The following is a 13538-nucleotide window of genomic DNA, read 5'->3' on the forward strand; positions in this document are numbered from 1 at the left end:
AACGCGTTTCCCTCCATTAACGACTGGAGAGGCGAATGCCGGGAGCGTAAAATATCCCCATCGTTTATCTGGCACCCTGGGTGCAAATACAGAGGAAATCTACAATGAGTAAATGCAGTGCTGATGAAACCCCGGTTTGCTGCTGTATGGACGTTGGAACCATCATGGATAACTCCGATTGCACCGCGTCATACAGCCGCGTATTCGCTACCCGCGCAGAGGCTGAAGAGACGCTGGCAGCGTTAACCGAAAAAGCGCGTAGCGTGGAGTCTGAGCCTTGCCAAATTACGCCAACCTTTACCGAGGAATCTGACGGCGTTCGGCTGGATATTGATTTTGTTTTCGCTTGTGAAGCAGAAACGCTTATCTTCCAGCTCGGCCTGCGTTAATCCGTTCATTAACGACGCCTCCGTCATCATCTGGCGGAGGCGTTTTCTTTTTTTATCACTTCCCTTCACTGTGCCATAGCTCCCACTTTCTTTTCTCTCTGCTTGGCTAAATGTAAAAAATTGGTTAAGACTGTGATCAGGTCAGACCACTAATTTATTTTTTTACAGGGGAGTATTATGCGTCAGGCTTTACCGTTGGTCACCCGTCAGGGCGATCGCATTGCTATTGTCAGTGGGTTGCGAACCCCCTTTGCTCGTCAGGCCACTGCATTTCATGGTATTCCCGCTGTTGATCTCGGCAAGATGGTGGTAGGCGAGCTGCTGGCCCGCAGTGAAATCCCTGCCGATGCCATTGAGCAACTGGTTTTTGGTCAGGTAGTACAAATGCCGGAAGCGCCCAACATTGCGCGCGAAATTGTGCTGGGTACGGGGATGAATGTTCATACCGATGCATATAGCGTAAGCCGAGCCTGCGCCACCAGTTTTCAGGCGGTAGCGAATGTGGCGGAAAGCCTGATGGCCGGCACGATACGCGCGGGTATCGCTGGCGGCGCAGATTCGTCGTCGGTACTGCCAATAGGCGTGAGTAAAGCCCTGGCGCGGGTACTGGTTGATGTCAATAAAGCCCGTACGACCCGCCAACGGCTAACGCTTTTTTCTCGTCTGCGCTTACGCGACCTGTTGCCCGTTCCTCCCGCTGTTGCTGAGTATTCCACTGGCCTACGCATGGGCGATACCGCCGAACAGATGGCGAAAACGTATGGTATTACGCGTGAGCAACAGGACGCGCTGGCGCATCGTTCGCACCAGCGCGCCGCACAGGCATGGACGGAGGGCAAACTGGCGGAAGAAGTGATGACGACCTATGCGCCGCCGTATAAAAATCCCTTTGCAGAAGACAACAACATTCGCGGCACCTCCACGCTGGCAGACTACGCCAGACTGCGTCCCGCTTTTGACAGAAAACATGGCTCCGTGACCGCCGCCAATAGTACGCCGCTGACCGACGGCGCTGCCGCCGTTATCCTGATGACCGAATCCCGCGCTAAAGAGCTGGGGCTGCACCCGCTTGGTTATCTGCGCAGCTACGCGTTTACCGCCATTGATGTCTGGCAGGACATGCTATTGGGGCCGGCCTGGTCAACGCCGCTGGCGCTGGAGCGGGCCGGGTTGACGATGGCCGATCTGACACTTTTTGACATGCATGAAGCGTTTGCCGCTCAGACTCTGGCGAATTTACAACTGCTGGGCAGCGAACGATTTGCCCGTGAGGTGCTTGGTCGTGCGCAGGCGACAGGGGAGGTGGATGACGATAAATTCAACGTGCTCGGCGGCTCAATCGCCTACGGGCATCCTTTTGCCGCAACGGGCGCGCGGATGATAACCCAAACGTTGCATGAATTACGGCGTCGGGGCGGAGGTTTTGGCCTGGTCACGGCCTGCGCGGCTGGCGGCCTTGGCGCGGCTATGGTTCTGGAGGCGGAATAATGGCTACCACATCAGCTTTTATGCTTAACGTGCGTCTGGATAATGTCGCGGTTGTCGCTATTGATGTCCCTGGTGAAAAGGTGAACACCCTGAAAGCGGAGTTTGCCGCGCAGGTACGCGCCATCCTGAATCAGATCCGGGAAAATAAAGCGTTGCAGGGCGTTGTTTTTATCTCAGCCAAAGCAGATAACTTTATTGCTGGCGCTGATATCAACATGATAGGCCACTGCCAAAACGCGCAGGAAGCGGAAACGTTGGCGCGTCAGGGGCAGCAACTGATGGCGGAGATCCAGGCGCTGCCTGTTCCGGTCATCGCCGCCATTCATGGCGCCTGCCTGGGCGGCGGTCTTGAAATGGCGCTGGCCTGCCATCGGCGTATCTGTACCGATGACGTTAAAACCGTTCTCGGACTGCCGGAGGTACAGTTAGGGCTTTTACCGGGATCGGGCGGAACGCAGCGTCTTCCGCGGCTGGTGGGGATCAGTACCGCGCTGGATATGATCCTGACAGGTAAACAGCTTCGCGCCAGACAGGCGCTTAAAGCCGGGCTGGTTGATGACGTGGTGCCGCAAACTATTTTACTGGAAGCGGCTGTCGAGCTGGCTAAAAAAGAACGCCTGGCGCAGCGGACATTACCGGTCCGTGAACGTATCCTGGCGGGGCCGCTGGGGCGCGCGCTGTTATTTCGCCTGGTGCGTAAAAAGACGGCGCAAAAAACGCAGGGCAATTATCCGGCGACGGAGCGGATCATTGATGTGATTGAAACCGGGCTGGCGCAGGGCAGCAGTAGTGGCTATGACGCGGAAGCGCGCGCTTTCGGCGAGCTGGCGATGACGCCTCAATCGCAGGCGCTGCGCGCTATTTTCTTTGCCAGTACCGAGGTGAAAAAAGATCCCGGTAGCGATGCGCCGCCCGGCCCGCTGAACAGCGTGGGCATCTTAGGCGGCGGGTTAATGGGCGGCGGTATCGCCTGGGCTACGGCCTGTAAAGGCGGCTTGCCAGTACGAATTAAGGATATAAATACTCAGGGAATCAATCATGCTCTGAAGTACAGTTGGAACCAGCTTGAAACAAAAGTACGCCGCCGCCATATCAAAGCCAGCGAACGCGATAAACAGTTGGCGTTGATATCAGGTTCGACTGATTACCTTGGTTTCAGTCATCGTGATCTGGTCATTGAAGCGGTGTTTGAAGATCTGTCGTTAAAACAACAGATGGTGGCGGAAGTGGAGCAAAATTGCGCCGCCCACACCATTTTCGCGTCCAATACTTCTTCCCTGCCGATTGGCGATATTGCGGCGAATGCGGCCAGACCGGAACAGGTGATTGGATTGCACTTTTTTAGCCCGGTCGAAAAAATGCCGCTGGTTGAGGTTATTCCTCATGCGTCTACTTCCACGCAGACCATCGCTACGACCGTTAAACTGGCGAAAAAACAGGGTAAAACCCCGATAGTCGTCAGCGATAAAGCCGGGTTTTATGTTAACCGAATTCTCGCGCCGTATATTAATGAGGCGATTCGGATGCTGACTGAAGGCGAACGCGTCGAACATATTGATGCTGCCCTGGTAAAATTTGGTTTTCCGGTGGGACCAATCCAACTTTTGGATGAGGTAGGAATCGACACGGGTACTAAAATTATCCCTGTGCTTGAGGCGGCGTATGGAGAACGTTTTAGCGCGCCTGCAAATGTTGTTGCTTCAATTTTGAATGACGATCGCAAAGGTAGAAAAAATGGTCGCGGTTTCTATCTTTATGGCGAAAAAGGGCGTAAAAGCAAAAAACAGGTTGACCCTGCTATTTATAAGCTTATTGGCGTGCAAGGGCAGAGTCGACTGTCTGCGCAGCAGGTGGCAGAGCGCTGTGTCATGTTAATGCTTAACGAAGCGGCGCGCTGTTTCGACGAAAAAGTGATTCGCAGCGCGCGCGATGGCGATATTGGCGCCGTGTTTGGTATCGGTTTTCCGCCGTTTCTCGGCGGCCCGTTCCGCTATATGGATGCTCTCGGGCCGGGTGAAATGGTGGCGACATTACAGCGCCTGGCCGCACTTTACGGTCCTCGTTACGCGCCTTGTGAACAATTAGTGCGCATGGCGGAGCGCAGAGAGTATTTCTGGACGAATGGGGAAACTGACCAGGGAAATTGAGGTCAAAGAGAATATGAATCCGCACTGAATGCCTCCTTGTTGGCGAAATAATAATCAAGGATTGACTATACTTACGCCATTGAGGTAAAAAACAGCGTTTCATTCGGTGAATGGATAAGGCACAATGCCGGCCACCGCATTTTTGCCACAGCCAATAGGGGCATGTGGTAAGCGTGCTGGTGAAACTGGTTAACAAAAGCGGTGCAATATGCAAGTTTTTATCATGCGTCACGGCGACGCAGCCCTCGATGCCGCCAGTGATTCGGTTCGTCCCTTGACCTCTTGTGGGTGTGACGAGTCTCGCCTGATGGCGAACTGGCTGAAAGGTCAAAAAGTGGATATCGAACGTGTTCTGGTGAGTCCGTTTCTTCGGGCCGAACAAACGTTAGATGTGGTCGGCGATTGTATGAATCTGCCGGCTCAGGTGGATGTCCTGCCGGAGCTAACGCCCTGCGGCGATGTCGGTCTGGTCAGCGCCTACCTTCAGGCGCTGGCCAATGAAGAGATCGGATCGGTGCTGGTGATCTCTCACTTACCTCTGGTCGGATACCTGGTATCTGAGCTTTGTCCTGGCGAAACGCCGCCGATGTTCACGACGTCCGCAATTGCCAACGTTACGCTTGATGAAAGCGGCAAGGGGACATTCAACTGGCAAATGAGTCCCTGCAATCTGAAAATGGCGAAAGCGATTTAATCTTTGCTGCCTGATGGCGCTTCGCTTCTCAGGCCTACGACAGCGCTGACTGTTCGTAGGCTGGATAAGGCGCTTGCGCCGCCATCCAGCAATTTCGCATCAGGGTAATTCGGGCGGTTGCCACTCTTCCACTTCAATCAACACCAGCACCGCGGCGTCGCCGCCGTACTCTTTCGGCGCCTGATGAAAGGCCATTACATGCGGATGCTGCGCCAGCCATAATGGCGTTTGCTGTTTCAGAATATGTTTACCGTGTCCATGCATGACGCAGGCGCAAAAAATATGTTCCCGGCGGCAGGCGGCAATCAGCGCCCCCAGTTCCTGCTTGGCCTGAAGCTGCGTTAAACCGTGTAAATCCAGAAACAGTTCCGGCGAATAGTCGCCGCGGCGCATTTTTTTTAGCTCGAAATGGCTGACATCTTCACGGACATACTTTACCGGCCCTTCCGTATTGAGCAGCGGCTGGAACTCATCAGAAAAATAGTGGCTGGCGTCCGCCTGTTCCTGAATTAACCTTCGGGTAGGGACTTCCGTGATTTTTTTGCGTAGTGGCCGATGGACGATAGTATCCTGTTTAATCTGTCGGGTGCCGACCATCAGCTGACGGAACAGCGCCTGGTCCTCCTCGCTGAGCGATGCTTTCTTTTTCATTCGTGGGCCTCGTCTGATCTTTTGCCTTAGTTTACCCGACCCGGAGGATATCCGAACGGTCAAAACGGATTTTTCGTATTCTCCCGCCGCGTCAATGCTGATTTATCCCTGTCTTCGTGGCAAACTAGCCGCCGAATTTAATGCGAGCATGCCCTGGAGGAATACGTGGATAAAATTTTCGTCGATGAAGCAGTGAGTGAACTGCATACTATTCAGGACATGTTGCGCTGGGCGGTAAGCCGTTTTAGCGCGGCGAATATCTGGTATGGACACGGCACCGATAACCCGTGGGATGAAGCGGTGCAACTGGTGTTGCCGTCTCTTTATCTGCCGCTGGATATTCCGGAAGATATGCGGACCGCGCGGCTGACGTCCAGCGAAAAACACCGCATTGTCGAGCGGGTGATTCGTCGCGTTAACGAGCGTATCCCGGTAGCCTATCTGACCAATAAAGCCTGGTTCTGCGGCCACGAATTTTATGTCGATGAGCGCGTGCTGGTGCCGCGTTCGCCCATTGGCGAGCTGATTAATAACCACTTTGCCGGCCTTATTAGCCAACAGCCGAAATATATTCTGGATATGTGTACCGGTAGCGGCTGTATCGCCATCGCCTGTGCTTACGCTTTCCCGGAAGCGGAGGTTGATGCGGTCGATATTTCGCCGGATGCGCTGGCTGTCGCCGAGCATAACATTGAAGAACACGGTCTTATCCATCACGTGACGCCAATCCGTTCCGATCTGTTCCGCGATCTGCCGAAAGTTCAGTACGATCTGATTGTCACTAACCCGCCCTATGTCGATGCGGAAGATATGTCCGATCTGCCGAACGAATATCGCCACGAACCTGAGTTGGGGCTGGCGTCTGGCACTGACGGCCTCAAATTGACCCGCCGTATCCTGGGGAACGCGCCGGATTATCTGTCCGATGACGGCGTTCTGATTTGTGAAGTCGGAAACAGCATGGTACATCTGATGGAGCAATACCCGGATGTGCCGTTCACCTGGCTGGAGTTTGACAACGGCGGCGATGGCGTCTTTATGTTGACCAAAGCGCAGTTGCTCGCGGCCCGTGAACATTTCAGCATTTATAAAGATTAAAACACGCAAATGACAACAACGATAACGGAGTCGTGATGGCAGGAAACACAATTGGACAACTCTTTCGCGTAACCACTTTCGGCGAATCGCACGGGCTGGCGCTTGGGTGTATCGTCGATGGCGTGCCGCCTGGCATCCCGTTGACGGAGGCCGATCTGCAGCACGATCTCGACAGACGCCGCCCCGGCACCTCGCGCTATACTACTCAGCGCCGCGAACCGGACCAGGTAAAAATTCTCTCCGGCGTGTTTGACGGCGTGACGACCGGCACCAGCATTGGCCTGCTGATTGAAAATACCGATCAGCGCTCGCAGGATTACAGCGCGATTAAGGATGTTTTTCGTCCGGGACACGCGGATTACACCTATGAGCAGAAATACGGCCTGCGCGATTACCGTGGCGGTGGACGTTCTTCCGCGCGTGAAACCGCGATGCGCGTAGCGGCAGGGGCGATCGCCAAGAAATACCTGGCGAAAAAGTTCGGTATCGAAATCCGTGGCTGCCTGACCCAGATGGGCGACATTCCGCTGGAGATTAAAGACTGGCGTCAGGTTGAACTTAATCCGTTCTTTTGCCCCGATGCGGACAAACTTGACGCGCTGGACGAACTGATGCGCGCGCTGAAAAAAGAGGGTGACTCCATCGGTGCGAAAGTGACGGTGATGGCAAGCGGCGTGCCGGCAGGTCTTGGCGAACCAGTATTTGACCGACTGGACGCGGACATCGCCCATGCGCTGATGAGCATCAATGCGGTGAAAGGCGTGGAGATCGGCGAAGGATTTAACGTGGTGGCGCTGCGCGGCAGCCAGAATCGCGATGAAATCACGGCACAGGGTTTTCAGAGCAACCACGCGGGCGGCATCCTCGGTGGTATCAGTAGCGGGCAACACATTGTGGCGCATATGGCGCTGAAACCTACGTCCAGCATTACCGTGCCGGGACGTACGATTAACCGGATGGGTGAAGAAGTGGAGATGATCACCAAAGGACGTCACGATCCGTGTGTGGGGATTCGTGCAGTGCCGATCGCAGAAGCCATGCTGGCGATCGTGCTGATGGATCACCTGCTACGTCATCGGGCACAGAATGCGGACGTAAAGTCAGAGATTCCACGCTGGTAAGAAATGAAAAAAACCGCGATTGCGTTGCTGGCATGGTTTGTCAGTAGCGCCAGCCTGGCAGCGACGCCGTGGCAGAAAATAACCCATCCTGTCCCCGGCTCCGCGCAGTCTGTTGGTAGTTTTGCCAACGGATGCATCATCGGTGCCGACACATTGCCGGTACAGTCCGACAATTATCAGGTGATGCGCACCGATCAGCGCCGTTATTTCGGCCACCCGGATCTGGTCATGTTTATCCAGCGGTTGAGTCATCAGGCGCATCAACGGGGGCTTGGAACCGTCCTGATAGGCGACATGGGGATGCCTGCCGGGGGCCGCTTTAACGGCGGACACGCCAGTCATCAGACCGGGCTTGATGTGGATATTTTCTTGCAGTTGCCGAAAACGCGCTGGAGCCAGGCGCAGCTATTGCGCCCGCAGGCGTTGGATCTGGTGTCCCGCGACGGTAAACATGTCGTGCCGTCGCGCTGGTCGTCGGATATCGCCAGTCTGATCAAATTGGCGGCACAAGACAATGACGTCACCCGTATTTTCGTCAATCCGGCTATTAAACAACAGCTTTGTCTCGATGCCGGAAGCGATCGTGACTGGCTACGTAAAGTGCGCCCCTGGTTCCAGCATCGCGCGCATATGCACGTGCGTTTACGCTGCCCTGCCGACAGCCTGGAGTGCGAAGATCAACCGTTACCCCCGCCGGGCGATGGATGCGGCGCTGAACTGCAAAGCTGGTTCGAACCGCCAAAACCTGGCACCACAAAGCCTGAGAAGAAGACACCGCCGCCGTTGCCGCCTTCCTGCCAGGCGCTACTGGATGAGCATGTACTCTGATGGACAATTTTTATGATCTGTTTATGGTCTCCCCGCTGCTGCTGGTGGTGCTGTTTTTTGTCGCCGTACTGGCGGGATTTATCGACTCTATTGCCGGGGGCGGAGGGCTGCTCACTATTCCTGCGCTGATGGCCGCCGGGATGTCGCCGGCAAACGCGCTGGCGACTAATAAATTACAGGCGTGCGGCGGCTCCCTCTCATCTTCGCTCTATTTTATTCGCCGTAAAGTGGTAAACCTGGCCGAGCAAAAGCTCAATATTCTGATGACGTTCATTGGCTCTATGAGCGGCGCTCTGCTGGTGCAGCACGTGCAGGCGGATATTTTGCGCCAGATCTTGCCCATCCTGGTGATTTTCATCGGCCTCTATTTTTTATTGATGCCGAAGCTGGGCGAGGAAGATCGCCAGCGCCGCCTGTATGGATTACCGTTCGCGTTGATAGCCGGGGGATGCGTCGGGTTTTACGATGGCTTTTTCGGGCCTGCCGCCGGGTCGTTTTACGCTCTGGCGTTTGTCACCTTATGTGGCTACAACCTGGCGAAATCCACAGCGCATGCCAAAGTGCTTAACGCTACCTCCAACGTTGGCGGCCTGCTGTTATTTATCATCGGCGGCAAAGTGATCTGGGCGACGGGCTTTGTGATGCTGGTTGGTCAGTTTTTAGGGGCGCGAATGGGGTCGCGTCTGGTGTTGAGTAAAGGCCAAAAACTTATCAGACCGATGATCGTTATTGTCTCGGCGGTGATGAGCGCCAAGTTACTTTATGATAGCCACGGACAGGAGATCCTCCACTGGTTGGGGATGAATTAATGAACAGTACGCATCATTACGAACAGTTAATTGAGATTTTTAACGGCTGCTTTGCCGAAGAGTTTAATACCCGTCTGATTAAAGGCGACGACGAGCCGATCTATCTTCCTGCTGACGCGCAGGTACCGTACCACCGCATCGTCTTTGCGCATGGGTTTTACGCCAGCGCGCTGCATGAGATTTCACACTGGTGCATCGCCGGTAAGGCGCGCCGCGAACTGGTCGACTTTGGTTACTGGTACTGCCCGGATGGACGCGACGCGCAGACCCAAAGTCAATTTGAAGACGTTGAGGTAAAGCCACAGGCTTTCGACTGGTTGTTTTGCGTGGCCGCGGGGTATCCCTTTAACGTCAGTTGCGACAATCTGGAAGGCGACATTGAGCCGGATCGCGTGGCGTTTCAGCGCCGGGTTCATGCGCAAGTAATAGCGTATCTGGAGCAGGGCATTCCTGAACGTCCGGCCCGCTTTATCAAAGCGCTACAGAATTATTATCACACGCCCGAACTTAAGGCGGAACAGTTCCCGTGGCCGGAAGCGCTCAACTAAAGCCAGCGCCACGTTTACAATGAGGAAAGAAGATGATCGCGGAGTTTGAATCACGCATTCTGGCATTAATTGACGATATGGTAGAGCACGCCAGCGACGATGAGCTTTTTGCCAGTGGATACCTGCGTGGCCACCTGACGTTAGCCATTGCCGAGCTGGAGAGCGGTGATGACCACTCTGTCGAGGCGGTCTATGCCAACGTTAGCCAAAGTCTGGAAAAAGCGATCGGCGCCGGCGAACTGTCGCCGCGCGATCAGGCGTTAGTCAAAGCGATGTGGGACAATTTGTTCGACAAGGCAAAACAATAACGCCGTGGGCCGGAAGGCGACGCTCGCCGCCTTCCGCTATTGTCCCATTACTTCACCGCTTTTCCCTTCAATAACTTTCTCACCCATAACCGATTCGGATTTAACGCTGCCAGTGTACTGGAATCCAGTGGAATAGGTTCGTTACTCATCTGCGCCGCCAGAATTTCTGCGCATAATGGCGCTGAGCACAAACCGCGCGATCCCAGCGCCCCGAGCATAAATAACCCCGGATATACAGGCGCAGGCGCCGCCGACGTTTTATTATCGGCTAGATCGGCATAGCGCGTCAGCGTAGCGTGGTAATCCGGGACATTGCCCACCATAGGCAGATGGTCGCGGGTGGCGCAACGCACGCCACAACGAGCGCTGTTGCCGCTGACGTCAACCTCTGTGGCCCAGTCCGCATTTGGAAAACAGTCAAGCAGACGCTGTCGGTTCTGACGCTGATCTTCTTTGCGCCAGACGGTGCTTTCGTCGCCCCGGCGATAGCTGGCGCCAATACAGTGCTGCCGATTATGCGGGTTCTGCGGCGTCAGATAGCCGTCGTAACATAACACCTGACGCAACGCGGAGAGGGCGGGGGTAGTGGGAATATGACTGACCTGCCCCCCGACGGCATAAACCGGCAGCGGCTGGGTCTGATCAAAACGGTTAATCTGATGACCGTTCGCCAGGACGACGGTCTCATGGCTGGCGGTTTCACCTGACGTAAAGCGCAGTTGCCAGTGCGACTCCTGCGCAACGAGCGACGTGAGCGTATGGCGAAAGCGCGTTTGTAAACCCTGTTCGGTCGCCAGTGCGATGACTGCGCGGGTTAATTGTTCCGGGCACAGCCAGCCGCCTGCCGGATAGGTAATTCCCCCGCAGCGTGTCGTGACGCCAACCGCCTGTTCCGCCTCTTCGGCATTAAGCGCCGAGGCCAGTCCGGCGGGGAGCGCCAGGGACAGCATCTGGGCAATTTTTTGCTGGCTTTTCTCATTCCATCCGAGCTGCGTCACGCCGCACCAGTCATGATCAAAAGAGGCGGGCAGGGCGTCATACAGGCGACGCGCAAAGGTGAATGCGGTCGGGAAAAAGCGATTAATGGCGGCGTCATGTTTACTAAGGAGCGGATAAAGCGCGCCCTGTCGATTACCGGAAGCGCCCTGGGCGGGTTGGTCGTCCGCGCAATAGAGTGTAACCTGCCAGCCGCGACGCAGTAACGCCAGTGATAACAGCGCACTGGCGATGCCGCCGCCAATGATCGCCGTTTCACGTTTTTCGCTTCCGCTGCGGTAAAACCAGGGAGCGGAAAGGGTTGGCATGAGGTGTTGTTCCATCACTCCGCAAAGCATCTCGCGTTTACGTCCGAAGCCTTTGCGTTTTTGCATGGTAAAACCGGCTTCCTGTAATCCCCGACGGACGAAACCTGCCGAGGTAAATGTCGCCAGCGTTGCGCCGGGCCGCGCCAGCCGCGCCATCGCGTTAAACAGGTTTGGCGTCCACATATCCGGATTTTTCGCCGGAGCAAAACCGTCGAGGAACCAGGCGTCTACTGTTTGATTTAGCGTGGCGTCCAGTTGGTCGGTCAATTCATTAATATCGCCAAACCACAAATCCAGCGTCACCCAGCCCCGATCCAGCAATAGGCGGTGGCATCCCGCGAGCGGCAGCGGCCATTGCGCCTGAAGCTGCTCTGCCCAGGGCGCGAGCTCCGGCCAGTGTTGGTGCGCCAGCGCCAGATCGTCGCGCGTTAACGGGAATTTCTCAAAGCTGATGAAATGTAACCTTTGCAGCGTCGCCTGCGGATGATCAGAACGAAAGCCGTCAAACGCCTGCCACAGCGTCAGGAAGTTGAGTCCGGTGCCAAAACCGCTTTCCGCGACTATAAATAATGGATGTGAATGTACGGGAAATCGCTCCGCAAAACGATTGCCGCCAAGAAAAACGTAGCGTGTCTCTTCGAGTCCATTGTCATTAGAAAAATAGACATCATCAAAATCTCGGGAAACAGGTGTACCCTCAGCGTTAAATTCGAGTGTGGCGGGTTGTATGGCGTATTGTTTCACGTAAGTTACTCGTCTGACGGGCGGTGTCGCGATCTTAACGATGTGTGCCTGACGGCGCAAATTTCCGTACTAAATGGCTGATCGGACTTGTTCGGCGTACAAGTGTACGCTATTGTGCCAATCGAAACTTAAAAATAGTGCGAATTACAGAGGTATTGAATGAAACGTGCAGTGATTACTGGCCTGGGCATCGTTTCCAGCATCGGTAATAACCAGCAGGAAGTCCTGGCATCTCTGCGTGAAGGACGTTCAGGGATCACTTTCTCTCAGGAGCTGAAGGACGCCGGCATGCGTAGCCAGGTATGGGGCAACGTAAAACTGGATACCACTGGCCTCATTGACCGCAAAGTCGTGCGCTTCATGAGCGACGCCTCCATCTATGCTTATCTGTCTATGGAGCAGGCAGTGGCCGACGCCGGTCTGGCGCCGGAAGTCTATCAGAATAACCCGCGTGTCGGCCTGATTGCAGGCTCCGGCGGCGGCTCCCCGAAATTTCAGGTCTTTGGCGCGGACGCCATGCGTAGCCAGCGTGGTCTGAAAGCGGTAGGACCTTATGTGGTTACGAAAGCAATGGCATCCGGCGTTTCCGCCTGCCTCGCTACGCCGTTTAAAATTTATGGCGTGAACTACTCCATTAGCTCCGCTTGTGCGACCTCCGCACACTGTATCGGCAATGCGGTTGAGCAGATCCAACTGGGCAAGCAGGACATCGTTTTTGCTGGCGGCGGCGAAGAGCTATGCTGGGAAATGGCCTGTGAGTTCGACGCGATGGGCGCACTGTCCACCAAATATAACGATACGCCTGAAAAAGCGTCCCGTACCTATGACGCGCACCGTGATGGGTTTGTCATCGCGGGCGGCGGCGGTATGGTCGTTGTTGAAGAGCTGGAACACGCTCTGGCGCGCGGTGCGCATATCTATGCGGAAATCGTCGGCTATGGCGCGACCTCTGATGGCGCCGATATGGTTGCCCCGTCAGGCGAAGGCGCGGTTCGCTGTATGCAAATGGCAATGCATGGCGTTAACACGCCGATCGATTACCTGAACTCCCACGGTACGTCCACGCCGGTAGGCGATGTGAAAGAACTGGGCGCTATTCGCGAAGTGTTTGGTAATAAGAGCCCGGCCATCTCCGCGACTAAAGCGATGACTGGTCACTCGCTGGGCGCGGCGGGCGTGCAAGAAGCTATCTACTCACTGCTGATGCTGGAGCACGGTTTTATCGCGCCGAGTATCAACATTGAAGAGATGGACGAACAGGCCGCGGGTTTGAATATTGTGACCGAAATGACCGAGCGTAAGCTGACCACCGTCATGTCTAACAGCTTCGGTTTCGGCGGTACTAACGCCACACTGGTCATGCGTAAACTGAAAGCATAACGCTTGTATATCGCCGGATGGCGGCGTAA

At 55.2% G+C, this 13538-nt stretch carries 13 protein-coding genes; 11 read left to right on the forward strand and 2 right to left on the reverse strand.

The genetic code is table 11. The features are described from left to right. Positions 1-104: 104 nt before the first annotated feature. The 4 genes from AC3G3F_RS14140 (at position 105) to sixA (ending at position 4718) form a co-directional block, all read left to right on the forward strand. Positions 105-389 (forward strand): YfcZ/YiiS family protein, encoded by a 285-nt coding sequence (locus AC3G3F_RS14140; RefSeq protein ID WP_000030903.1) that lies wholly within the window; start codon positions 105-107, stop codon positions 387-389. 177 nt (positions 390-566) lie between these two features. Next, positions 567-1877 (forward strand): acetyl-CoA C-acyltransferase FadI, encoded by a 1311-nt coding sequence (gene fadI, locus AC3G3F_RS14145; RefSeq protein ID WP_023247465.1) that lies wholly within the window; start codon positions 567-569, stop codon positions 1875-1877. Continuing rightward, on the forward strand, positions 1877-4024 hold the full coding sequence (gene fadJ, locus AC3G3F_RS14150) for a fatty acid oxidation complex subunit alpha FadJ (RefSeq protein WP_023247466.1): 2148 nt from the start codon (positions 1877-1879) through the stop codon (positions 4022-4024). Before fadI ends, fadJ begins: the two co-directional genes overlap by 1 nt. Positions 4025-4232: 208 nt before the next feature. Next, on the forward strand, positions 4233-4718 hold the full coding sequence (sixA, locus tag AC3G3F_RS14155) for a phosphohistidine phosphatase SixA (protein ID WP_001195805.1): 486 nt from the start codon (positions 4233-4235) through the stop codon (positions 4716-4718). Positions 4719-4817: 99 nt separating this feature from the next. Here sixA and smrB read toward each other — a convergent pair whose 3' ends face one another. Beyond that, on the reverse strand, positions 4818-5369 hold the full coding sequence (smrB, locus tag AC3G3F_RS14160; RefSeq protein ID WP_053507779.1) for an endonuclease SmrB: 552 nt from the start codon (positions 5367-5369) through the stop codon (positions 4818-4820). 165 nt (positions 5370-5534) lie between these two features. Between smrB and prmB the strand changes: the two genes are divergently transcribed. From prmB to AC3G3F_RS14190, 6 genes are read left to right on the forward strand one after another with little or no spacing between them, the layout of a single operon-like run. After that, entirely contained in the window at positions 5535-6467 is a 933-nt protein-coding gene (gene prmB / locus AC3G3F_RS14165; protein ID WP_023247467.1) for a 50S ribosomal protein L3 N(5)-glutamine methyltransferase, read from the forward strand. Positions 6468-6502: 35 nt separating this feature from the next. Next, entirely contained in the window at positions 6503-7588 is a 1086-nt protein-coding gene (gene aroC / locus AC3G3F_RS14170) for a chorismate synthase (protein WP_023247468.1), read from the forward strand. A 3-nt stretch (positions 7589-7591) separates the two neighbouring features. Then, positions 7592-8416: a penicillin-insensitive murein endopeptidase gene (mepA, locus tag AC3G3F_RS14175; RefSeq protein ID WP_053530029.1), complete on the forward strand. Its 825-nt coding sequence runs from the start codon at positions 7592-7594 to the stop codon at positions 8414-8416. Then, on the forward strand, positions 8416-9225 hold the full coding sequence (locus AC3G3F_RS14180) for a sulfite exporter TauE/SafE family protein (RefSeq protein WP_023247470.1): 810 nt from the start codon (positions 8416-8418) through the stop codon (positions 9223-9225). Before mepA ends, AC3G3F_RS14180 begins: the two co-directional genes overlap by 1 nt. Beyond that, complete coding sequence (locus AC3G3F_RS14185; protein WP_023248529.1) at positions 9225-9773, forward strand: elongation factor P hydroxylase; 549 nt, start codon at positions 9225-9227, stop codon at positions 9771-9773. Before AC3G3F_RS14180 ends, AC3G3F_RS14185 begins: the two co-directional genes overlap by 1 nt. Positions 9774-9805: 32 nt before the next feature. After that, positions 9806-10081, forward strand: coding sequence for a YfcL family protein (locus AC3G3F_RS14190; protein WP_000559749.1), 276 nt, complete (start codon positions 9806-9808; stop codon positions 10079-10081). A 47-nt stretch (positions 10082-10128) separates the two neighbouring features. On the opposite strand, the gene mnmC is transcribed toward AC3G3F_RS14190, so the two are convergent. Continuing rightward, on the reverse strand, positions 10129-12129 hold the full coding sequence (mnmC, locus tag AC3G3F_RS14195) for a bifunctional tRNA (5-methylaminomethyl-2-thiouridine)(34)-methyltransferase MnmC2/FAD-dependent 5-carboxymethylaminomethyl-2-thiouridine(34) oxidoreductase MnmC1 (protein ID WP_488395196.1): 2001 nt from the start codon (positions 12127-12129) through the stop codon (positions 10129-10131). Positions 12130-12288: 159 nt separating this feature from the next. On the opposite strand from mnmC, the gene fabB reads away from it, so the two are divergent. After that, positions 12289-13509 (forward strand): beta-ketoacyl-ACP synthase I, encoded by a 1221-nt coding sequence (fabB, locus tag AC3G3F_RS14200; protein ID WP_023247473.1) that lies wholly within the window; start codon positions 12289-12291, stop codon positions 13507-13509. Positions 13510-13538 lie beyond the last annotated feature (29 nt).

This window comes from Salmonella sp. FC25216, assembly GCF_057751355.1.

What these genes read in the sequence shown, in the direction of transcription:
- AC3G3F_RS14140 (WP_000030903.1), top strand. Translation starts at nt 105, where the DNA reads ATGAGTAAATGCAGTGCTGATGAAACCCCGGTTTGCTGCTGTATGGAC.
- fadI (WP_023247465.1), top strand. Translation starts at nt 567, where the DNA reads ATGCGTCAGGCTTTACCGTTGGTCACCCGTCAGGGCGATCGCATTGCT.
- fadJ (WP_023247466.1), top strand. Translation starts at nt 1,877, where the DNA reads ATGGCTACCACATCAGCTTTTATGCTTAACGTGCGTCTGGATAATGTC.
- sixA (WP_001195805.1), top strand. Translation starts at nt 4,233, where the DNA reads ATGCAAGTTTTTATCATGCGTCACGGCGACGCAGCCCTCGATGCCGCC.
- smrB (WP_053507779.1), bottom strand. Translation starts at nt 5,369, where the DNA reads ATGAAAAAGAAAGCATCGCTCAGCGAGGAGGACCAGGCGCTGTTCCGT.
- aroC (WP_023247468.1), top strand. Translation starts at nt 6,503, where the DNA reads ATGGCAGGAAACACAATTGGACAACTCTTTCGCGTAACCACTTTCGGC.
- mepA (WP_053530029.1), top strand. Translation starts at nt 7,592, where the DNA reads ATGAAAAAAACCGCGATTGCGTTGCTGGCATGGTTTGTCAGTAGCGCC.
- AC3G3F_RS14180 (WP_023247470.1), top strand. Translation starts at nt 8,416, where the DNA reads ATGGACAATTTTTATGATCTGTTTATGGTCTCCCCGCTGCTGCTGGTG.
- AC3G3F_RS14185 (WP_023248529.1), top strand. Translation starts at nt 9,225, where the DNA reads ATGAACAGTACGCATCATTACGAACAGTTAATTGAGATTTTTAACGGC.
- AC3G3F_RS14190 (WP_000559749.1), top strand. Translation starts at nt 9,806, where the DNA reads ATGATCGCGGAGTTTGAATCACGCATTCTGGCATTAATTGACGATATG.
- fabB (WP_023247473.1), top strand. Translation starts at nt 12,289, where the DNA reads ATGAAACGTGCAGTGATTACTGGCCTGGGCATCGTTTCCAGCATCGGT.